This is a genomic window from Gammaproteobacteria bacterium (assembly GCA_036383255.1).
Classification (GTDB): Bacteria; Pseudomonadota; Gammaproteobacteria; order Natronospirales; family REEB76; genus DASUBN01.
This window is the reverse complement of sequence record DASVOS010000017.1, coordinates 15,295-34,067: the sequence shown is the minus strand read 5'-3', so window position 1 is coordinate 34,067 and position 18,773 is coordinate 15,295. Positions and strand designations below refer to the sequence as shown.

The following is an 18,773-nucleotide window of genomic DNA, read 5'->3' as shown; positions in this document are numbered from 1 at the left end:
GGGGTGGCCCTTCAGTACATGAATGCGGTTAGGAGGTAATCGACGGCCAGCACCGCCAGCGCGGTGTTGACCACGGTGCGGGTGGTGGCGCGGCTGACGCCCTCGGCGGTGGGCTGCGCGTAGTAGCCCTCGAACACCGCGATCAGGGTCGCGACCGCGCCGAACACCAGGCTCTTGATGATGCCGCTGCGGAAGTCTTCCTTGAAATCCACGTGGGCGTGGATCTGGGACCAGAACGAGCCCTTGTCGATGTGCATCAGCACCACGCCGACCAGGTAGCCGCCCAGGAGGCCCACGGCGTTGAAGATGCCCACCAGGAGCGGCATGGAGATCACGCCGCCGAGGAAGCGCGGCACCACGATGCGGCGCACGGGGTCCACGGCCATCATCTCCATGCCGGCGAGCTGCTCGGTGGCGCGCATCAGGCCGATCTCGGAGGTGAGCGCGGTGCCGGCCCGTCCCGCGAAGAGCAAGGCCGTGATCACGGGTCCCAGCTCGCGCAAGAGGCCGAGCGCGACCAGGGTGCCGACCATGCTGGTGGAGGCGAACTTGCTCAGGGTGTTGAAGCCCTGCAGGCCAAGCACCATGCCCACGAACAGCCCCGAGACCATGATCAGCACCAGCGACATGGCGCCGATGGTGAAGACCTGCTGGAAGATGAGCCCGGGCCGGCGCAGCGCATGGGGCGTGTAGCGCAGGAGGTGCAGCAGGAACAGGCCGGAGGCGCCCAGCATCTCCAGGAAATCCAGCAGGATGTAGTAGGGCTCGCGCAAGAGCTTCATTCCGACTCCTCCCCGAGGAGCTGGGCCGCCAGGTCCGGCGCCGGGTAATGGAACGGCACCGGGCCGTCGGACAGGCCCTTCATGAACTGCCGCACCCAGGCGGACTTGTTCTGCTCCAGCTCCTGCGGCGTGCCGTAGGCGACGACCTTGCCCTCGGAGATGAGGTAGCTGTGGTCGGAGACGGAGGACACCTCCTCCACGTCGTGGGATACGATGATGCTGGTGAGGCCCAGGCTGTCGTTGAGCTCGCGGATCAGCCGCACGATCACGCCCATGGAGATGGGGTCGAGGCCGGTGAAGGGCTCGTCGTAGAAGATGATCTTGGGGTCGAGCGCGATGGCGCGTGCCAGCGCCACCCGCCGCGCCATGCCGCCGGAGAGCTCCGTGGGCATGAGCTCGGCGGCGCCGCGCAGGCCCACGGCCTGCAGCTTCATGAGCGCGATGTGGCGTACCAGGCTCTCGGGCAGGTCGGTGTGTTCGCGGATGGGGAACACCACGTTCTCGTAAACGCTGTAGTCGGTGAACAGGGCCCCGTTCTGGAACAGGAAGCCCATGCGCTTGCGCAGCTCGAACAGGCCGTCGATGTCGAGCTTGAGGAGGTTCTTGCCGTCCACGTGCACGTGGCCGCGGTCCGGCAGCACCTGGCCGGTCATGATCCGCAACAGCGTGGTCTTGCCGGTGCCGGAAGGGCCCATGATGGCGGTGATCTTGCCCCGCTCGATGCTGACATCGAGGTTGTCGAAGATCATCTTCTCCCCGCGCCGGTACTTGAGCCCGCGGATGTCGATGATGGGGTCGATGTGCTTGTGCTCTGCCATGCTGCCGCCGGCCTTCCTTCTTGTTCTGTCCGGACCCGGATATTTTGGACTGGACGGTCTAGTCTATTTATGTCGGAACCGTCCCGTCAAATCTTACGGCCAGATCCGCAAACCCGAGGCGTCCTTTGTATAACGCAGCCGCCGCCCAGGGGGACGACGGCTGCGGATGACCTTACCTGTGGCCTAAAACGGCCTGTATGAGGCTCAGGCCGCCTTCTCCACCTGGGCGCTATAGGTCGCCGCGCAGGCGGCGCTATTGCACTTGGCGCGATGGTGGAAAGCCTTCTGCCCCGCCGCCAGGTTGGCTTCCTTGCCGCTCCAGGCCTTGAGCGCAGCCTCCTGGAGGGCGCGGCCATAGGAGAAGCTGAGCTTCCAGGGCATAGGACCTAGGGCATTCATGGCGTGCAGGTGCTCGGTGGCCACCACGTCGCTCTGGCCGCCGGACAGGAACACGATGCCCGGCACCGCCGCCGGCACGTAGCGCTTCAGGACCTTCACGGTCTCCTTGGCCACCTCCTCCACGGAAGCCTGCTTCGCGCACTTCTTCCCGGAGATGACCATGTTGGGCTTGAGCAGCATGCCTTCCAGGGCCACGCGGTGGTTGGCCAGCTCCTCGAACACCACCTTGAGGGTGCGGGAGGTGACTTCGAAGCAGCGGGCGATGTCGTGGTCGCCGTCCATGAGGACTTCCGGCTCGACGATCGGCACGATGTTCTCCACCTGGCACAGGGCCGCGTAGCGGGCCAGGGCCTGGGCGTTGGCGCGGATGCAGTAGTCCGTGGGGATGCCGGGGCCGATGTCGATCACCGCGCGCCACTTGGCGAAGCGGGCGCCCAGCTTGTGGTACTCCTGCAGTCGCTCACGCAGGCCGTCCAGGCCCTCGGTGATCTTCTCCTGGGGGCTGCCCGGCAGCTCCTTCACGCCCTTGTCCACCTTGATGCCGGGGATGACGCCGTGCTTCGCCTGCCCTTCGGCGAAGGACATGCCGTCCTTGTGCTTCTGGCGGATGGTCTCGTCGTACATGATCACGCCGCTGATGAACTTCGCGGCGCCCGGGGTGCTGAACAGCATGTCCCGGTAGGCGCGGCGGTGCTCCTCGGTATTCTCGACACCGATGGACTTGAAGCGCTTCTCGATGGTGCTGGTGCTCTCGTCGGCGGCGAGGATGCCGCGATGGTCCGCCACCAGCTTCTCGGCGATGCTATGCAGTTCGTTCAGGTTCATGGCTTGAGACCTCTATCGATGTTTTGACTGAGAGGCCCACCACCCATACCCCTGGGAGGGGGTAAACCTCGGAAAAGACGCGTATTTTAGCCGTAGATGGTGGGTCGTGACAGATTCGAACTGTCGACCAACTGGTTAAAAGCCAGCTGCTCTACCGACTGAGCTAACGACCCAGTTCGTCTACGGAGTTGAGACCGCGAAATCGCGCTATTTTACTGGAAATCCATGGGAAATGAGCGGTTTGGGCTTCAGCGATAGACAGTGGGATCCGGCAGCCCCGCATCGAGGAAGCCCTGGCGGCGCAGGCGGCAGCTGTCGCAGACGCCGCAGGCATGGCCCTGGGCATCCGCCGTGTAGCAGGACACCGTGAGCCCATAGTCCACGCCGAGGCCGCTGCCGAGCTTCACGATCTGGGCCTTGGTGAGGTTCACCAGCGGCGCGTGGATCTTCGGGCCCCTGCCCTCCACGCCCGCCTTGGTACCGAGATCGGCCACCTGCTGGAAGGCCTGGATGAACTCGGGCCGGCAGTCGGGGTAACCCGAGTAGTCCACCGCGTTCACGCCGATGAAGATGTCTCCCGCCTCCAGCACCTCGGCCCAGCCGAGGGCCACCGCCAGGAACACGGTGTTGCGCGCCGGCACATAGGTGGCCGGGATACCTTCGCTGGGGTGATCCGGCACCGGGATGGAGACGTCGGTGAGGGCCGAGCCCCCGATGGCCGAGAGGTCCAGCGCCACGGTCTTGTGCTCCACGGCGCCCTGCGCCTTCGCCACTTTCGCGGCGGCATCGAGCTCTGCCCGGTGGCGCTGGCCGTAGGCGAAGCTCAGCGCATGGCAGGCGTAGCCGTCCCGGCGCGCGACCGCGAGGGTGGTGGCGGAGTCGAGTCCGCCGGAGAGGAGTACCACGGCTTTCTTCATGTGCGTCGCCGATCAATGACCGGGCACGTTACCCCAGAGATATTTGTGTAATTGGACCTGCAGACGCACCGGCAGCTTGTCCGCCAGGATCCACTCCGCCAAGTCCTTCGGGTGCACCTGCTCGTGGCTCGGGGAGAACAGCACCTGGCAGCGCTCCGCGAGCTTGTGCTCCGCGGTGAGCGCGCGTGCCCACTCGTAGTCGGCCCGGCCGCAGATCACGAACTTCACCTGGTCGGTGCCACGCAGGGCCGGGATGTTCTCCAGGAGGTTGCGGTCCGCCTCGCCGGAGCCCGGCGTCTTGAGGTCCATGACCCGCGCGACCCGGACATCCAGGCCGGCGATGGGCAGCGCGCCGCTGGTCTCGAGGGAGACGGCATAGCCTGCATCGCACAGGCGCGTGAGCAGTGCAGCGCAGTTCTTCTGCGCCAGCGGCTCGCCGCCGGTGACGGTGACGTGGCGTGCGCCGTGCTTGCCGACCTCCGCCAGCACCTCGTCCATGCTCCACCACTCGCCGCCGTGGAAGGCATAGGCGGTGTCGCAGTAGCCGCAGCGCAGCGGGCAGCCGGTGAGGCGCACGAACACGGTGGGCCAGCCCACGCTGTCCGCCTCGCCCTGGATGGAATGGAATATCTCGGTGATCCTGAGGCGCTCGGCGGCGGGCAGGTCATCCCGCCGCGCCGCGCGGCCGGGTTGCCGTACCGCGTTCACGTCCTCAGTGCCCTTCGTCCTGCATGCGCTGCAGACGCTGGGTCGCGAGACCCGCGGCGCTGGTGTTGGGGAAATCCTGCACCACGCTGTTGAGCGTCTGGCGCGCGCTCTGCCACTGCTGCAGCTCGTACTGGCAGTAGCCGACCTTGAGGGTGGCATCGGCCACCTTGTTGGACTTCGGATACTGCTTCACCACCTTGCGGAAGGTGGCGAGGGCCGTCTCGAAGTCGCCGGTCTGGTAGTAGGCCTCGCCGGTCCAGAACACCGCGTTCGGCTGCAGCGGGCTGTCCGGGTACTGCTTCTGGAACGCGCGGAAGCCCTTGATGGCCTCGCTGAAGCGCCCCTGCTTCAGCAGGTTGAAGTCCTTCTGGTACACGGCGTCGTCGATGCCGCCGCCCGGCGTCGCCGCCGCGGTGGTGGCCGGCGGCGGCTCGAAGGTGGCGGCCGACGGCGCCTGGGTCGTGCTCAGGCCCTGCTCCAGCTTCTGCAGGCGCTTGTCCAGGTCCTGGTACAGGTCCCGCTGCTGCCTGGTGCCGAGATCGCTGGAATGCTGCAGGACCTCGATGTCGCCCTGCATCTGCTTCACCTGCTCCTGCAGCGTGTTGACGCGCTGGTCGAGGCCGATGCCCTGGTTCGCGGACTTCTGGTTGAGCTGGTCAAGCCGCTGCTCCAGCTGGCGCACCCGCACCGCGTACGGGTCGTCGTCCCGGACCTGGCACCCCGCGAGCAGGGTGCCGAGTCCGGCGGCGATGCAGAGGAGCCCTAAGCGTCTCATCTCAGGTACACGATGACCGCGCGGCGGTTCTTGGACCAGGAGGTCTCGTCGTGACCGGAGTCGGAGGGATGCGCCTCACCGTAGCTCACGGTGGTGATCTGGTCGGCGCTCACGCCCTGGAACAGCATGAAGCGGCGCACGGCCTGGGCGCGGCGGTCACCCAGCGCGATGTTGTACTCCACGGTGCCGCGCTCGTCGGTGTAGCCCTCGATGCGGATCTTCTGGCTGGGGTTGGCCACCAGGTACTTGGCATGGGCCGTGAGAGTATCCAGGTATTCCGGCTTCACGTCGCTCTTGTCGAAGTCGAAATACACGATGCGCTGCGCCAGCGGGCTGTTCGGGTCGTCCAGCGGGCTGACCTGGGGCGCGGTGTTGACGGTGGTGGGAGCCGGGGCGACGGTGGTCGCAGCCGCGGGGGCGGCGGCACCGGCATCGGTCGGCTTCACGTTCTTGGAGCAGGCCACGGCGCTGAGCGCCAGGACCGCGAGGATCAGGGCATTACGGAACATCTTCATGGGAGACTCCTCTGGAGGTGCATAGATTAACCGCTTGGAGCCCCGGGGTCACTGCCCCGGAGCCAGGAAAGGCCCCCACGCGGGGGTATGGACGTCCACGCCGTTCTGGCGCTCGGACAGGCGTTCGCGCACCTGCCCGTCCACCGAGACCATCTCGAGCACGCCGCGCTCGTTGTAGTCGGCCTCGAAGATGATCATGCTGCCGTTGGGCGCGAAGCTCGGCGACTTGTCCAGGTCGCCGTCGGTAAGGGTCTGGAGGGTGCCGCTCGCCAGGTCCATGACCGCGATGCGCAGGTGGCCCTCGACCCGGTGCACCATCACCAGCGACTTGCCGTCCGGCGAGACATGGGGGTTGGCGTTGTAGCCGCCGTCGAAGGTGATGCGCTGGGCATCGCCGCCCTGGGCGCCCACCTTGTAGATCTGCGGTCCGCCGCCGCGGTCGGAGGTGAAGTACAGGTTGCTGCCATCCGGCGCCCAGGCGGGCTCAGTGTCGGCTGCGTCCGAGGTGGTGATGCGCTTCATCTTGCGGGTCGCGAGGTCCATCACGTAGACGTCGAGGTTGCCGGGGGTGGTGGATAGCACCAGCGCCAGGGACTTGCCATCCGGCGAGAAGGCCGGCGCGCTGTTGACGCCGGTCTGCTTGGAGATGAGGGTGCGTTGGCCGGTGGCGAGGGTCTGCAGGTAGATCGCGGGCTGGATGTCCTCGAAGGACACGTAGGCGATCCTGCTGCCGTCCGGCGACCAGGTGGGCGAGATCAGCGGCTGGCGGGCGTCCGGCACCACCGGCTGGGCGTTATAGCCGTCCGCGTCCGCCACGATCAGCGAATAGCGTTCGCCCGCCCCCACTTCCACGTAGGCGATGCGGGTGGTGAAGGCGCCGCGCTGGCCGGTGAGCTTCTGATAGATGGAGTCGCTGATGAAGTGCGCGGTGTAGCGCAGGCGCGCGGCGCTGGTGGCGACGCTGTAGCCCATGATCTGCTGATGGGTGTAGACGTTGAACACCTGGTACTCGACCGAGTAGCCGCCGCCCACGGCCTTGATGCGGCCGATGACCAGGTTGTTGACCTTGATCACCTGCCAGTCGGCGAAGTTGATGGCCGAGGCCTGGGTCGGCTTGGACAGCATGTCCTTGGGGTCGATGGCACGGAAGCGGCCGCTACGGGTGAGGTCTGCGCCGATCACATCCGCCATGTCCACCGGCGGCTGGCCCTGCCCGTCGAAGCCGAACGGCACCACCGCCACCGGCACGGCGGCGTTCACGCCGCTGGTGATCTCGATCTCGAGGGTCGCCTGCGGCGCCACCATGGGCAAGGCCAATAGCACCAGAGCGAGGGATGTCAGGAAAGCTGCGCGCATGTCGTATCCGGTCAGTTTTTCTTATCGAAGATGAACTTGACGTTCTTGTCGAACAGCGAGGGGTCCGGCGGTGCCGGGAGGGGCGATGCCCGGTAGACTGCAGTGCGGATGGATTCCCGCACCACGTCGTCCCCGTTACAGTCGCCGAAGTTCACGTCGGTGACGGTACCGCCCTGGACCTGGCTCACCAGCACCACGCAATTGAGATTATCAGGGGTGCTGGGGGGGCGAATCCAGTTATTGGTCACTTTTTGCTTTATCAAGGCGACATATTGTGAGGCCAGGGAGGCCAAGCGCGAGTTGCGTGCCCGTTCTTCGCTGGCGATCTCGGCCTGCAGCTGGGCCCGCCGGGTCGCGGAGTCCCGGGTCTTCTTCTGCTGGCTCAGCTTCTCGTCCTCGGCCTTGAGCTTGGCCAGCCTGTCCGCCTGGGCCTTCATGTCCGCCGCCTGCTGGTTCATCTGCCGCTCGGCACTGGCCTGCTGCTGACGCAGGTCCGTGATGTTCTGCTCCAGCTGCTGCCGCTCCTGCTGCTTCTTCTGCTGCTCGGCCTTGAGCATGGAGAGCTGCTGGTCGATGAGGTGCTGGTCCACCACCGTGGCCTTCACCGGCTCGGCCTCAGGCGACTGGCCGCTCAACGCCGGCACCACCGAGTTGCCCCAGCGGAAGCTGAGCACCATGAACAGCACCAGGCCCGCGTGCAGCAGCAGCGAGTAGGCCCAGGGTCTGAGGCGGTGGGATCGAATCTGCATGGCTACTTGCGGTTGAACTGCACGACCGGGGCGTTGTCGGAATCGCTCTCGAGCCCGACGCTGGGGGCGCCGGCTGCCTGCAGCAGCACCATGCCCCGCAGCACCTGCTCGTAGCGCGCGTTCTTGTCGCCGCGCACGATGAGGTGCACGCTGGGGTTCAGCTTGAGCACCGCCGTCACCCGCGCCACCACCATGCTGGCATCGATGGGTTTGTCGGCAGGCGTGCCGATGTTGAGGTAATACTGGCCGGCGGTGTCCACGGTCAGGATCACCGGCGTCTCGTCCGACTTGAGGTCGAGCGGCTTGGCGTTGGCGGCCGGCAGGTCCACCTTGACGCCCTCCGAGAGCAGCGGCGCGGTGATCATGAAGATGACGAGCAGCACCAGCATGACGTCGATGTAGGGCACGACGTTGATCTCACCCATCATGCGGCGCTTGTGCCGGCGTGTCATGCCTCGGCCTTCGTGCTGCGCCCGCCCGTATGGCGCTGCAGGATGGTGGAGAACTCCTCCAGGAAGGTGTCGAAGCGCGTCTCCAGCCGCTCCACCTGGTTGGCGAAGCGGTTGTAGGCGATCACCGCCGGGATGGCGGCGAACAGGCCCATGGCGGTGGCGATGAGCGCCTCGGAGATGCCCGGCGCCACCATCGAGATGGTGGCGTGCTGCACGTTACCGAGGGCGTGGAACGCGTTCATGATGCCCCACACCGTGCCGAACAGGCCGATGTAGGGGCTGGTGGAGCCGACCGTGGCCAGGAACGCCAGGTTCTCCTCCAGCCGGTCCACCTCGCGGATCTGCGCCACGCGCATGGCGCGTCGCGCCCCCTCCACCACCTGGGCTGCCGCATCGATCTGCTTGCGCAGGCGCGCGAACTCGGCGAAGCCGGCCTCGAAGAGGCTCTCCATGCCGCTCTCGGCGCCGGTGCCGCTGATCTCCTTGTACATGCCGGCCAGGTCACCGCCGGACCAGAAGCGCTTCTCGAACTCCTCGGCCCTGCTGCGCGCCTCCTTGAGCATGCGGTGCTTGCGGAAGATCATCGCCCAGGACGCGAGCGACGCGCCGATCAGCAGCAAGAGCACCAGCTTCACCACCAGGGTGGCGTGCAAGGCTATCGCCAGGAAGGATTCTCCTCCGTTCATCCAGCTAACTCCCTCAGGATCTCCCGTGGCAGGGGCCTGGGCTTGAAGGTGTCCGAATCGATGCAGGCGACCCTGATCTCGCCCGTGCAGAGCCCGGCGCCGCCGGGCCCGTGTATCTCCTGGTGGAACAGCAGGCTGGCCCGCCCCAAGCGCCCGACCCGCACGCTGACCTCGAGCTCCTCGTTGAACCGCGCCGGCTTACGGAAGCTCAATTGCGCATCCACCACCACGAACTGCACCGAGTGATGGTGCTTCAACATGTCCTGCTCGAACCCCAGGCTACGCAGCCATTCGGTGCGCGCCCGCTCCATGAAGCGCAGGTAGTTGGCGTGGTATACCACGCCGCCGAGGTCGGTGTCCTCATAATAGACCCGCACCTTCCAGGTGAACCCGGCGTGGTCGGATTTTATGTCGCCTGGCCGGCCGGAAACGTGACCGGTCGCACGCTTTACACGCTCCACACCTAGCCCTTGTCGTCGAACAGGTCCGCCGCCGGCTCGCGCCGCGGCGGATTGAAGCCGAAGTGCTGGTAAGCGGTCTTGGTGGCCATGCGGCCACGGGCGGTGCGCATCAGGAAGCCCTGCTGGATCAGGAACGGCTCCAGCACGTCCTCGATGGTTCCGCGCTCCTCGCCGATGGCGGCCGCCAGGCTGTCCACTCCCACCGGCCCGCCGTCGAACTTCTCGATCACGGCGAGCAGGAGCTTGCGGTCCAGCATGTCGAAGCCGTTCTGGTCCACGTCCAGGAGGTCCATGGCCTTCTTCGCCACCTCGGCGCTGATGCGGCCGTCCGCCTTCACCTCGGCGTAGTCGCGCACCCGGCGCAGCAGGCGGTTGGCGATGCGCGGCGTGCCGCGCGAGCGCGAGGCGATCTCGCTGGCGCCCTCGGCGTCGATCTTGAGCGCCAGGATGCGCGCCGAGCGGGTCACGATGTGGGTGAGGTCCTCGAGGCTGTAGAACTCCAGGCGCTGCACGATGCCGAAGCGGTCCCGCAGCGGCGAGGTCAGGAGCCCCGCCCGGGTGGTGGCACCTACCAGCGTGAACGGCGGCAGCTCCAGCTTGATGGAGCGCGCCGCGGGACCCTCGCCGATCATGATGTCGAGCTTGTAGTCCTCGAGTGCCGGGTACAGCACCTCCTCCACCACCGCCGAGAGGCGATGGATCTCGTCCACGAACAGCACGTCGCGGGGCTCGAGGTTGGTGAGCAGCGCCGCGAGGTCGCCCGGGCGCTCCAGCACGGGGCCGGAGGTCTGGCGCAGGTTCACCCCGAGCTCGTGGGCGATGATGTGGGCGAGCGTGGTCTTGCCGAGGCCCGGTGGGCCGAAGATCAGCACGTGATCCAACGCCTCACCGCGCTTCTTGGCGGCACCGATGAAGATCTCCATCTGCTCGCGCACCGCCGGCTGGCCGACGTAGTCGGCGAGCGAGCGCGGGCGGATGGCGCGGTCCAGTGCCTCGTCTTCGGCGCTGCCCTGGGCGGCGATGATGCGTTCGTTCATGCGATCCTCACCCGGTGCGCAGCGCGCCCTGCAGCGCGCGGCGGATGAACTCTTCGCTGCTCAGGCCGTCTTCCTTGATGGCGCGCAGCATCTGCGCCGCCTCCTGCGGCTTGTAGCCGAGCGAGACCAGCGCGCTCAGGGCCTCGTCGCGCGGGTGGGCGGAGACGCCGGCCGCGGCCGCGGCCCCGCCGATGTCGTCGAGCCGGTCACGCATCTCCACCACCAGCCGCTCGGCGGTCTTCTTGCCGATGCCCGGCAGGCGCGTCAGCGCGGCGGTGTCGTTCTCCTGCACGCAGCGCACGAAGCCGTCCGCGCTGATGCCGGAAAGGATGGTGAGCGCGAGCTTGGGGCCGACGCCGTTGACGCGGATCAGGCTGCGGAAGAAGCGCCGCTCCGCCTCGCTGCCGAAGCCGAATAGCACGTGCGCGTCCTCGCGCACCGTGAGGTGGGTGTAGAGCGTGACCTCGGCGCCCGCCTCCGGCAGGTCGTAGAAGGTGGACATGGGCGCCTCCACCTCGTAGCCGACGCCGTGCACGTCGACGAGCAGGTGCGGCGGCTGCTTGCGCAGGAGCGTGCCGCGCAGGAGACCGATCATCGCCGGCTCCCGGCGCGCACCAGCGCGGCGAGCTCGGCCTTGAGGCCGCGGCTGTGGGCGTGGCAGACGGCGATGGCGAGCGCATCGGCGCTGTCCGCCTGCAGCTCGCCCTTGAGGCCGAGCAGGACGCGCATCATGTGCTGCACCTGCTCCTTGCCAGCGCCGCCCTTGCCCACCACCGCGAGCTTCACCGCGCGTGGCGTGTATTCGTGCAACGGCACGCGCCGCACCAGCGTGCCGCAGATGGCGGCGGCGCGGGCCTGGCCCAGCTTCAGGGCGCTGTCCGCGTTCTTGTGCACGAAGGCGCGCTCCACCGCCACCTCGTCGGGGGAATACTGCTCGACGATCCCGGCCACGGCGAAGTAGATCTCCTCCAGCCGTTCCGGGAAGCTGCCGCCGCCGGTGCGGATGTTGCCGCAGGCGACGTAGCTGAGCTTCTGCCCCTCGCTCTCGATGATGCCGTAGCCGGTCGAGATGGAGCCGGGATCGATGCCGAGGATGCGCGGCACGGGCGCCGGCTCATCCGGCCAAGGTCCGCAGGACCTCGTCGGGAAAATCGGCGTTGGAATAGACGGTCTGTACGTCGTCCAGGTTCTCGAGCGCCTCTAGGAGTTCCATCACGGACTCGGCGGCCTCGCCGGCCACGGTCACGGAGGTGGACGCACGCAGCGTGATCTCGGCGGACTCGGGCTTGAGCCCCGCCTTCTCCATGGAATCCTTCACCTTGAGGAAGTCGTCCGGATCGGTCAGCACCTCGATGCCGCCGTCGTTCACCACGTCCTCGGCGCCTGCCTCGAGCGCGGCTTCCATGACCTTGTCCTCCCCGATGCTCTCGGGGAAAGCCAGCACGCCGCACTTGTTGAACAGGTAGCTCACGGAGCCGTCCGCGCCCAGGTTGCCGCCGTGCTTGGTGAAGGCGTGGCGCACCTCGGCCACGGTACGGGTGCGGTTGTCGGACATGCAGTCCACGATGATGGCGACACCGCCGGGGCCGTAGCCCTCGTAGCGTATGTCCTCGATTGCCGCGCCTTCCTCGCCGCCGGCCCCGCGCTTCACTGCGCGCTCGATGGTGTCCCGGGTCATGTTGGCGGTAAGCGCCCGGTCGATGGCGAGGCGCAGCCGCGGGTTGTTGGCCGGGTCCGGGTCGCCACGCTTGGCCGCGGTGGTGATCTCACGGATCAAGCGTGTGAACAGCTTGCCGCGCTTGGCGTCCTGGACGCCCTTGCGGTGCTGGATGTTGGCCCATTTGCTGTGCCCGGCCATCGTCGGATCCCGTGCGCCTCAGAAGGTGAGAGACATGCCCACGATGATGGAGCTGTCGAGCGTGATGTTGTTGCTGCCGTTGAAGGCGGCCTGCACGTAGCGGTAGCCCACGTACACGTCGGCGGTGCGCAGGATCTGGTAGTTGCCGGTCACCCGCGCCTGCATGTAGCGGTCCACGCTCTGGAACGAGACGATGCTGGGGGCGTAGTACAGCTCGCCGCCGATAGCGAAGCGGTTGAAGGTGGGCCAGGTGTAGCGGAAGTGGGCGCCGATGCCCAGCGCCTCGCCGTTGTCGAGGCCGGGTTGCTTGGGGCTGATGAAGAAGAACTTGCCCCCCACGCCGAAGATCAGCGGCGAGCCCACCGGGCTGGCGTTGCCGGAGAGGTCCAGGCTCGCGTCCAGCACGTCCACCTTGTCGGTATGGTGCAGGTAGCCGAGGCCGGCCTCGAGGCCGGAATCGGTCAGGTTGGTGGTGAAGTCCACGGCCACGGCATTGCTGGCCAGGTTGAAGTCGAGGTTGGCGCCCTGGGCGGCGAAGGCCGCGGTGGCGAGGACCAGGAACAGGCCGGCACGGTGAAGCCTCATGGACGGGTCTCCCTTGGGAATTCCGGTGCAAAAGGCACCTATCTATATGATACCGTTAAACGCCGAATCTGACATCCGCGCACTTGCGCCTTGCGACCATGCCTTCACGCTCCTCGCCCGGAAATCCCACACTGCCCCCGCTGGAGCGATCCTTCGGGCCGGCCGCGTCGGATGCGCGCGCGCAGGGCATAGGTGCGATCCTGCAGGCGCTGGAACTCGACCCCGTCATCGTGCACGCGGGCATGGCTGTGCCGCTGGTGGAGACGGGCCTGCTCGATGCCGACAGCCTGGATACGCACATCGGTCCCGACGCGGCGCGGCTCGCGCGCGAGGTGCTGGCCCTGCCCGGCCTGGATGCAGTGGGCGGGCAGGAAGCACCACTCTCCTCCGTCCAGGCGGAGAACCTGCGCAAGCTGCTCTTGGCGGTGATCCGCGACGGCCGGGTGATGGTGATCCGCCTGGCGGAGCGGCTGCACGCGCTACGGGAGGCCAAGACCCTGCCGGCGGCGGAGCAGCGGCGCCTGGCCGCCGCCACCCGCGGCATCTACGCGCCCCTCGCCAACCGCCTCGGCATCTGGCAGCTCAAGTGGGAGCTGGAGGACCTGGCGTTCCGCTACCTCGAGCCGCAGCAATACCGGGATATCGCCTCCTGGCTCAAGGAGCGGCGCAGCGACCGGGAGGCTTACCTCGCCGCCGCTTCGGAGGAGCTCGCCGCCCGGCTGGCCGCCGCCGGCATCGGCGCCGAGGTGGTGGGCCGGCCCAAGCACATCTACAGCATCTGGCGGAAGATGCAGCGCAAGGGCCTCTCCTTCGAGGACATGTACGACCTCAACGCGCTGCGCGTGCTGGTGGACGACGTGCCCGCCTGCTATGCCGCATTAGGCGCGGTGCACGGCCTGTGGCGCCACATCGCCCGGGAATTCGACGACTACATCGCCGCCCCCAAGGACAACTTCTACCGCTCGCTGCACACCGCGGTGCTGGGTCCGGGCGGGCGCGCCCTGGAGATCCAGATCCGCACCCGCGACATGCATCGCCATGCGGAATTCGGCGTGGCCTCCCACTGGCGCTACAAAGAGGGCGTGCGCTACGACCCGGCCCTGGAGACCCGCATCGGCTGGATGCGCCAACTGCTGGCGCCGGGGGCGGACGAGGACTTCATCGAGCGCTTCCGCACCGAACTCGTGGAGGAGCGGGTCTACGTGCTCACGCCGCGGGGCGACGTGTTCGACCTGCCAAGGGGCGCCACCGCCCTCGACTTCGCCTACTACGTGCACACCGACGTGGGCCACCGCTGCCGCGGTGCGCGCATCAACGGCCGCATGGCGCCCATCAGCCAGGTGCTGGCGGACGGCGACCAGGTGGACATCCAGACCGCCCGAAACGGCGAGCCGAGCCGCGACTGGCTCAACCCCCAGGCGGGGTACCTCAACACGCCGCGCGCCCGTGACAAGCTGCGCGCCTACTTCCGCCAACAGGACCGCGGCCTCAACGTCAGCTATGGACGCGACAGCCTGGAACGGGAGCTGGACCGGCTCGCACTGCGGGACTTCCGCCACGACCGGCTGCTGAAGCATTTCCCCTTCGAGAGCCTGGAAGACCTGTTCGCGGCGCTCGGCGCGGGAGACCTCTCCCCTGCCCAGATCGCCGGCGCGATCCAGCGCGAGCTCGCGCAGGAGCGCCCGCCGGCACCGCCGCGCCCGACGCGCGTGCCGCGCACGCGCAAGCCACACGGTCCCGCGGTGGTGCTGCCAGGCGTCGAGGGTGCGGTACTGGTGTCGCTGGCACGCTGCTGCCACCCGGTGCCGGGCGAGGCGATCCGCGGCTACATCACCCAGGGCCACGGCATCACCGTGCACCGCATGAACTGTGCGAGCCTGGCGCGCCTCACGGTGCGCGCGCCGCAGCGGCTCACGGACCTGCGTTGGGGCGCGGACAGCGCCCTGGGCCATCCGGCGGAACTGGAGCTGGAGGCACGTGACCGCCGCGGCCTGCTCAACGACGTGATGGCACTGCTGGCTGACGAGCAGCTCAGGCTCATCACGCTGGACACCCATCCCGACGCGGACGCAGGAATGTTACGCCTGCGACTCACCGTGAGCGTACCCGGACTGCCGCAGCTCTCGCGGCTCCTGCAGCGCCTCACGCAGATACCCGGCGTGCAACGCGCCGCGCGGGTAGCGCAAGGCCGCTAAATTTCAAGATATCTTTAAGGTCGTGGCTGTAATACAGTCCGGCCATGCGTTCCACCCGCAAGAGACGCCGCCCGGGCCGGGCCCCGCAGAAACCGGCTCCGTCCAAGCTGGCCCGCCTGGGCCGCGTGGTGCTGTACACGCTGTTCGGCTTGCTGCCGCTCACGGTGGCCTGGTTCATCGCACGCCAGTACCAGCACATCCGCGCCGCGCAGGTGCCTTCCATCGAGAACGTCCAGCTCATCCCCATCAAGCCGCCGTCCGCCGAGGCGCTCAAGAACATCTTCTCCAGCGAGGACTACGACTGGCCGCCGCAGGACACGGTGCCGCCCTTCGCGGTGCAGGCCCTGCCCTACGGGCTGGACACGCTGGACAAGGCCGAGAAGAAGACGGTGTTCTACCGCGCGCTGCTGCCCATCGTGCTCGCCGAGAACTCGCGCATCTGGAACGAGCGGGTGTTCCTGCTGCAGCAGTTCGGCCAAGGCGCGGTGGACGTGCAGAGCGATGCCGGACGCGAGGTGGCGCGCATCGCCGACCGCTACCGGGTGGACGGAGACCTCAACGAGCCCGCCAGCCGCGATACGCTGCTGAGGCGCGTGGACGTGGTGCCGGTGACGCTGGTGCTGGCCCAGGCGGCGCAGGAGAGCGGCTGGGGCACCTCGCGCTTCGCGCTGGAGTCCAACAACCTGTTCGGCATCTGGACCTGGGACGAGGATGCGGGCTCGGTGCCGCTGAACCGCCGCACCGATGCCACCCACATGGTGCGGGTGTACCCCGACATCGAGACCTCGGTGCGGGCCTACCTGCACAACATCAACATCGGCTTCGCCTACACCGACTTCCGGGACCTGCGTGCCGACATGCGCTCTGCCGGCAAGCCGCTGGACCCCTTCGCCCTGGCCGGCACCCTGGACCGCTATTCCGCCGCGGGCGACATCTACGTGAACGACATCCGCCAGATGCTGCACAGCAACGAGCTGGACAAGCTCAGCGCGCTGACTCTCGATCCCACGAATTGATTTTTCGGCTTAGGGCGCAAGCAGCCACATGTGGGAATACCAGAAGAACCTGCCCTTCCGGTAAGCGGTGCAGTTGTAGCGGTCGCGGCCCGGATCCAGGGGCTTGTCCGCCTGGATCGTGAAGCGGGTCTTCTCAGCGTCGAGCCAGCTCAAGACCATCTCCGGCCCATTCTGGTAGCAGTGCACCGCGGAGGCGGGCACGATGCCGGGCTCCAACTGCATCTCCAGCTTGGGCGGGTTGTTGCCGCGGATCTCGGGATCCCAGGGCGTCACGGACTTGATGGGTAAAGGCAGGGCCGCCGCCTTGATGGCGAACTCGTCCACGGACCCATAGTGCTCGCTGATGGGGAAGCGCGGCAGTGCGCGCGGATCCAGGGGTGCCGCCAGTACGCCGGCCTGCTGGCCGAAGGCCACGTAGCCCATGCCGTTCACCAGCTTCACCAGGTCTTCGTTGAACTCGCCGTAAGGGTAGGCGAAGAGCTTGGGACTCCGGTTCACGTCCTTGCCCAACTCCGCCTCGAGGCGTCCCTCGGCCTTGCCGATGTCGGCCCGCATCCGGTCGGCCCAGGCCAGGTCCGATTCGCCCTTGCGCCGGAACGGCAGGTGGCCATGATCGGCGGTATGGTTCGCCAGCGTGCCGCCGTTCGATGCCAGTTCCCGCAACTCTTCCCAGGTCATGAAGTCGGCCTGTCTGGCGTCGATACCGTCGGTGCTGACGAACACCGTGAAGGGCAGGCCGCGAGACTTGAGCAAGGGATAGGCGTTCTCGTAGAAGGACTGGAACGCGTCGTCCACGGTCATGGCCACCACGTGGTCCGGCAGTGCGTGGCCGGCCTGCAGCTCCGTGACGATGCGCGGCAGCGGCCAAACCTCATAGTGGTTATCGGCCAGCCAATCGAGTTGCGCCTGGAACTGCCCGACCTTGGTGTCGGTGCTGGGGTAGCGGTCGTCGCCGAAGCGGTGGTAGATGAACACCACGGCATGGGAAGGCACCTCCGCCGCCCCGGCGGGCACAGGCAGGCAGGCGAGCAGGCACAGCAGCGATGCGATCAGTCTCCCCATGCCGCTACCCTACTCCGCCCCCTATATAAAAAGAAGGCGCCTCGCGGCGCCTTCTCAATATCGTCAAATGGATATGTTCATTTGTTGATGGCGTGGATGGCGCGCTTATCGACCGAGAGGGAAGCTTCATGCATGGATTCCGACAGGGTCGGGTGCGCATGGATGGTGCGCTGCAGGTCCTCGGCGCTGGCGCGGAACTCCATGGCCACCACCGCTTCCGAGAGCATCTCCGAGGCCATGGGCCCCACGATGTGCACGCCCAGGATCTCGTCGGTGTCCGCGTGGGCCAGCATCTTCACCATGCCGGCGGCGGCCTCCATGGCCTTGGCGCGGCCGTTGGCGGCGAAGGGGAAGGTGCCCACCTTGTAGCGGGTGCCCTTCTTCTTCAGTTCCTCCTCGGTCTTGCCGACCCAGGCGATCTCCGGCCAGGTGTAGATGATGGACGGGATCACGTCGTAGTTCATCTCCGAGACCTTGCCGGCGATGAGGTCCGCGACCATCACGCCCTCCTCCGAGCCCTTGTGGGCCAGCATCGGGCCGCGCACGCAGTCGCCGATGGCCCACACGTTGGGCACGCCGGTGCGGCATTCGTGATCCACCTTGATGAAGCCGCGCTCGTCCAGCTGCACGCCGGTGCCGTCCTCGAGCAGGTTCTTCGTCGCCGGGCGGCGGCCCACCGCCACGATGAGCTTGTCTACCTCGAGCTTCTGCTTGCCGTCCTTGTCGTCGTAGCTCACGCTGATGCCGGACTTGCCCTTCTCCGCGCCGGTGACCTTGGCGCCCAGGCGGATATCCAGGCCCTGCTTGCGGAACTGGCGCTCCGCGTCCTTGGCGATCTGCTGGTCGGCCATGAACAGGAAGCTGTCCATCGCCTCCAGGATGGTGACCTGCGCGCCGAGGCGCTGCCACACGCTGCCGAGCTCGAGGCCGATGACGCCGCCGCCGATCACGCCGAGGCGCTTGGGGACCTCGGAGAATTCCAGCGCTCCCCAGGAGTCCACGATGTCCTTGCGGTCGAAGGCTGCGACTTTGAGCTCCACGGGCTCGGAGCCCGCCGCCAGCACCACGGTCTTGGCCTCGATGATCTCCTTCTTCTTGGGGTCGTCGAAGTCCGTGACCTCCACCTTGTTGCCCTTGAGCAGACGGCCGGTGCCGCGGATGCCGGTGACGTTGTTGGACTTGAAGAGCTGGGCGATGCCGCCCGTCAGGCTCGAGGTGATCTTGCCCTTGCGCGCCTGCATGGCGGCGATGTCCATGCTGACGGTGCCCACCTTCACGCCGTGGGACGCGAACTCGTGGGTGGCCTTGTGGTACATCTCCGAGGACTCGAGCAGCGCCTTGGAGGGGATGCAGCCGGCGTTCAGGCAGGTGCCGCCGAAGGCGTGCTTGCCGTCCGGGTTCTTCCAGTTGTCCACGCAGGCGGTCTTGAGGCCGTTCTGGGCGGCGCGGATCGCGGACACGTAGCCCGCGGGACCGCCGCCGATCACGACCACATCGAAACTCTGGCTCATGGCGTTTTCCTTTGTCTTCTAGAAACAACGGCTGGCTGGATATATGAAAAATCCAGGATGGATTTT

21 protein-coding genes and 1 tRNA gene are annotated in these 18,773 nt (G+C 67.2%); 2 read left to right on the top strand and 20 right to left on the bottom strand.

Features of this window, described 5'->3' with window-relative positions:
- Positions 1 to 11: 11 nt before the first annotated feature.
- The 18 genes from mlaE to VF651_10560 all read right to left on the bottom strand — a co-directional run bounded on the left by mlaE (position 12) and on the right by VF651_10560 (position 12,923).
- Positions 12 to 782, bottom strand: a complete 771-nt coding sequence (mlaE, locus tag VF651_10645) for a lipid asymmetry maintenance ABC transporter permease subunit MlaE (GenBank protein HEX7966162.1) — start codon at positions 780 to 782, stop codon at positions 12 to 14.
- A complete protein-coding gene (locus VF651_10640) occupies positions 779 to 1,600 on the bottom strand; it encodes an ABC transporter ATP-binding protein (GenBank protein ID HEX7966161.1) in 822 nt (273 codons plus the stop codon). The genes mlaE and VF651_10640 overlap by 4 nt, the downstream gene beginning before the upstream one ends.
- Before the next feature lie 204 nt (positions 1,601 to 1,804).
- Positions 1,805 to 2,824, bottom strand: a complete 1,020-nt coding sequence (locus VF651_10635) for a class I fructose-bisphosphate aldolase (GenBank protein HEX7966160.1) — start codon at positions 2,822 to 2,824, stop codon at positions 1,805 to 1,807.
- A 97-nt stretch (positions 2,825 to 2,921) separates the two neighbouring features.
- Positions 2,922 to 2,997, bottom strand: a tRNA-Lys gene (locus VF651_10630).
- A gap of 75 nt (positions 2,998 to 3,072) precedes the next feature.
- A complete protein-coding gene (gene queC, locus VF651_10625) occupies positions 3,073 to 3,741 on the bottom strand; it encodes a 7-cyano-7-deazaguanine synthase QueC (GenBank protein ID HEX7966159.1) in 669 nt (222 codons plus the stop codon).
- A 12-nt stretch (positions 3,742 to 3,753) separates the two neighbouring features.
- Positions 3,754 to 4,449, bottom strand: a complete 696-nt coding sequence (gene queE, locus VF651_10620) for a 7-carboxy-7-deazaguanine synthase QueE (protein ID HEX7966158.1) — start codon at positions 4,447 to 4,449, stop codon at positions 3,754 to 3,756.
- A 4-nt stretch (positions 4,450 to 4,453) separates the two neighbouring features.
- A complete protein-coding gene (gene ybgF / locus VF651_10615; GenBank protein HEX7966157.1) occupies positions 4,454 to 5,224 on the bottom strand; it encodes a tol-pal system protein YbgF in 771 nt (256 codons plus the stop codon).
- Positions 5,221 to 5,739 (bottom strand): peptidoglycan-associated lipoprotein Pal, encoded by a 519-nt coding sequence (gene pal, locus VF651_10610; GenBank protein ID HEX7966156.1) that lies wholly within the window; start codon positions 5,737 to 5,739, stop codon positions 5,221 to 5,223. The genes ybgF and pal overlap by 4 nt, the downstream gene beginning before the upstream one ends.
- Positions 5,740 to 5,787: 48 nt before the next feature.
- A complete protein-coding gene (gene tolB / locus VF651_10605) occupies positions 5,788 to 7,095 on the bottom strand; it encodes a Tol-Pal system beta propeller repeat protein TolB (GenBank protein HEX7966155.1) in 1,308 nt (435 codons plus the stop codon).
- A gap of 11 nt (positions 7,096 to 7,106) precedes the next feature.
- Positions 7,107 to 7,844, bottom strand: a complete 738-nt coding sequence (locus tag VF651_10600) for a cell envelope integrity protein TolA (GenBank protein HEX7966154.1) — start codon at positions 7,842 to 7,844, stop codon at positions 7,107 to 7,109.
- Between the two features lie 2 nt (positions 7,845 to 7,846).
- Positions 7,847 to 8,296 carry an ExbD/TolR family protein gene (locus tag VF651_10595; GenBank protein ID HEX7966153.1) on the bottom strand — a complete coding sequence of 150 codons (450 nt, stop codon included), beginning with the start codon at positions 8,294 to 8,296 and terminating at the stop codon, positions 7,847 to 7,849.
- Positions 8,293 to 8,982, bottom strand: coding sequence for a protein TolQ (tolQ, locus tag VF651_10590; GenBank protein HEX7966152.1), 690 nt, complete (start codon positions 8,980 to 8,982; stop codon positions 8,293 to 8,295). Before tolQ ends, VF651_10595 begins: the two co-directional genes overlap by 4 nt.
- A complete protein-coding gene (gene ybgC / locus VF651_10585; protein HEX7966151.1) occupies positions 8,979 to 9,359 on the bottom strand; it encodes a tol-pal system-associated acyl-CoA thioesterase in 381 nt (126 codons plus the stop codon). The genes tolQ and ybgC overlap by 4 nt, the downstream gene beginning before the upstream one ends.
- A gap of 86 nt (positions 9,360 to 9,445) precedes the next feature.
- Entirely contained in the window at positions 9,446 to 10,480 is a 1,035-nt protein-coding gene (gene ruvB, locus VF651_10580) for a Holliday junction branch migration DNA helicase RuvB (protein HEX7966150.1), read from the bottom strand.
- Between the two features lie 7 nt (positions 10,481 to 10,487).
- Positions 10,488 to 11,075 carry a Holliday junction branch migration protein RuvA gene (gene ruvA / locus VF651_10575; GenBank protein ID HEX7966149.1) on the bottom strand — a complete coding sequence of 196 codons (588 nt, stop codon included), beginning with the start codon at positions 11,073 to 11,075 and terminating at the stop codon, positions 10,488 to 10,490.
- Positions 11,072 to 11,584: a crossover junction endodeoxyribonuclease RuvC gene (gene ruvC / locus VF651_10570; protein HEX7966148.1), complete on the bottom strand. Its 513-nt coding sequence runs from the start codon at positions 11,582 to 11,584 to the stop codon at positions 11,072 to 11,074. Before ruvC ends, ruvA begins: the two co-directional genes overlap by 4 nt.
- Positions 11,585 to 11,594: 10 nt before the next feature.
- The gene (locus VF651_10565) at positions 11,595 to 12,338 is read right to left on the bottom strand and encodes a YebC/PmpR family DNA-binding transcriptional regulator (protein HEX7966147.1); all 744 of its coding nucleotides are present in this window, start codon (positions 12,336 to 12,338) and stop codon (positions 11,595 to 11,597) included.
- Between the two features lie 18 nt (positions 12,339 to 12,356).
- On the bottom strand, positions 12,357 to 12,923 hold the full coding sequence (locus tag VF651_10560; protein HEX7966146.1) for a YfaZ family outer membrane protein: 567 nt from the start codon (positions 12,921 to 12,923) through the stop codon (positions 12,357 to 12,359).
- Positions 12,924 to 13,021: 98 nt separating this feature from the next.
- Here VF651_10560 and VF651_10555 point away from each other — a divergent pair, with 98 nt between their 5' ends.
- Complete coding sequence (locus VF651_10555; GenBank protein ID HEX7966145.1) at positions 13,022 to 15,118, top strand: bifunctional (p)ppGpp synthetase/guanosine-3',5'-bis(diphosphate) 3'-pyrophosphohydrolase; 2,097 nt, start codon at positions 13,022 to 13,024, stop codon at positions 15,116 to 15,118.
- A 44-nt stretch (positions 15,119 to 15,162) separates the two neighbouring features.
- Positions 15,163 to 16,134 (top strand): glucosaminidase domain-containing protein, encoded by a 972-nt coding sequence (locus VF651_10550; protein HEX7966144.1) that lies wholly within the window; start codon positions 15,163 to 15,165, stop codon positions 16,132 to 16,134.
- 9 nt (positions 16,135 to 16,143) lie between these two features.
- On the opposite strand, the gene VF651_10545 is transcribed toward VF651_10550, so the two are convergent.
- Both VF651_10545 and lpdA read right to left on the bottom strand, forming a co-directional pair.
- Positions 16,144 to 17,196 carry a polysaccharide deacetylase family protein gene (locus VF651_10545; protein HEX7966143.1) on the bottom strand — a complete coding sequence of 351 codons (1,053 nt, stop codon included), beginning with the start codon at positions 17,194 to 17,196 and terminating at the stop codon, positions 16,144 to 16,146.
- Between the two features lie 77 nt (positions 17,197 to 17,273).
- On the bottom strand, positions 17,274 to 18,707 hold the full coding sequence (lpdA, locus tag VF651_10540) for a dihydrolipoyl dehydrogenase (GenBank protein ID HEX7966142.1): 1,434 nt from the start codon (positions 18,705 to 18,707) through the stop codon (positions 17,274 to 17,276).
- Between the last annotated feature and the right edge of the window lie 66 nt (positions 18,708 to 18,773).

What these genes read in the sequence shown, in the direction of transcription:
- VF651_10550 (HEX7966144.1), top strand. Translation starts at nt 15,163, where the DNA reads ATGCGTTCCACCCGCAAGAGACGCCGCCCGGGCCGGGCCCCGCAGAAA.
- VF651_10635 (HEX7966160.1), bottom strand. Translation starts at nt 2,824, where the DNA reads ATGAACCTGAACGAACTGCATAGCATCGCCGAGAAGCTGGTGGCGGAC.
- mlaE (HEX7966162.1), bottom strand. Translation starts at nt 782, where the DNA reads ATGAAGCTCTTGCGCGAGCCCTACTACATCCTGCTGGATTTCCTGGAG.
- tolQ (HEX7966152.1), bottom strand. Translation starts at nt 8,982, where the DNA reads ATGAACGGAGGAGAATCCTTCCTGGCGATAGCCTTGCACGCCACCCTG.
- lpdA (HEX7966142.1), bottom strand. Translation starts at nt 18,707, where the DNA reads ATGAGCCAGAGTTTCGATGTGGTCGTGATCGGCGGCGGTCCCGCGGGC.
- VF651_10565 (HEX7966147.1), bottom strand. Translation starts at nt 12,338, where the DNA reads ATGGCCGGGCACAGCAAATGGGCCAACATCCAGCACCGCAAGGGCGTC.
- VF651_10555 (HEX7966145.1), top strand. Translation starts at nt 13,022, where the DNA reads ATGCCTTCACGCTCCTCGCCCGGAAATCCCACACTGCCCCCGCTGGAG.
- ruvB (HEX7966150.1), bottom strand. Translation starts at nt 10,480, where the DNA reads ATGAACGAACGCATCATCGCCGCCCAGGGCAGCGCCGAAGACGAGGCA.
- VF651_10560 (HEX7966146.1), bottom strand. Translation starts at nt 12,923, where the DNA reads ATGAGGCTTCACCGTGCCGGCCTGTTCCTGGTCCTCGCCACCGCGGCC.
- VF651_10595 (HEX7966153.1), bottom strand. Translation starts at nt 8,296, where the DNA reads ATGACACGCCGGCACAAGCGCCGCATGATGGGTGAGATCAACGTCGTG.
- ybgF (HEX7966157.1), bottom strand. Translation starts at nt 5,224, where the DNA reads ATGAGACGCTTAGGGCTCCTCTGCATCGCCGCCGGACTCGGCACCCTG.
- VF651_10600 (HEX7966154.1), bottom strand. Translation starts at nt 7,844, where the DNA reads ATGCAGATTCGATCCCACCGCCTCAGACCCTGGGCCTACTCGCTGCTG.
- ruvA (HEX7966149.1), bottom strand. Translation starts at nt 11,075, where the DNA reads ATGATCGGTCTCCTGCGCGGCACGCTCCTGCGCAAGCAGCCGCCGCAC.
- queC (HEX7966159.1), bottom strand. Translation starts at nt 3,741, where the DNA reads ATGAAGAAAGCCGTGGTACTCCTCTCCGGCGGACTCGACTCCGCCACC.
- tolB (HEX7966155.1), bottom strand. Translation starts at nt 7,095, where the DNA reads ATGCGCGCAGCTTTCCTGACATCCCTCGCTCTGGTGCTATTGGCCTTG.
- pal (HEX7966156.1), bottom strand. Translation starts at nt 5,739, where the DNA reads ATGAAGATGTTCCGTAATGCCCTGATCCTCGCGGTCCTGGCGCTCAGC.
- VF651_10640 (HEX7966161.1), bottom strand. Translation starts at nt 1,600, where the DNA reads ATGGCAGAGCACAAGCACATCGACCCCATCATCGACATCCGCGGGCTC.
- VF651_10545 (HEX7966143.1), bottom strand. Translation starts at nt 17,196, where the DNA reads ATGGGGAGACTGATCGCATCGCTGCTGTGCCTGCTCGCCTGCCTGCCT.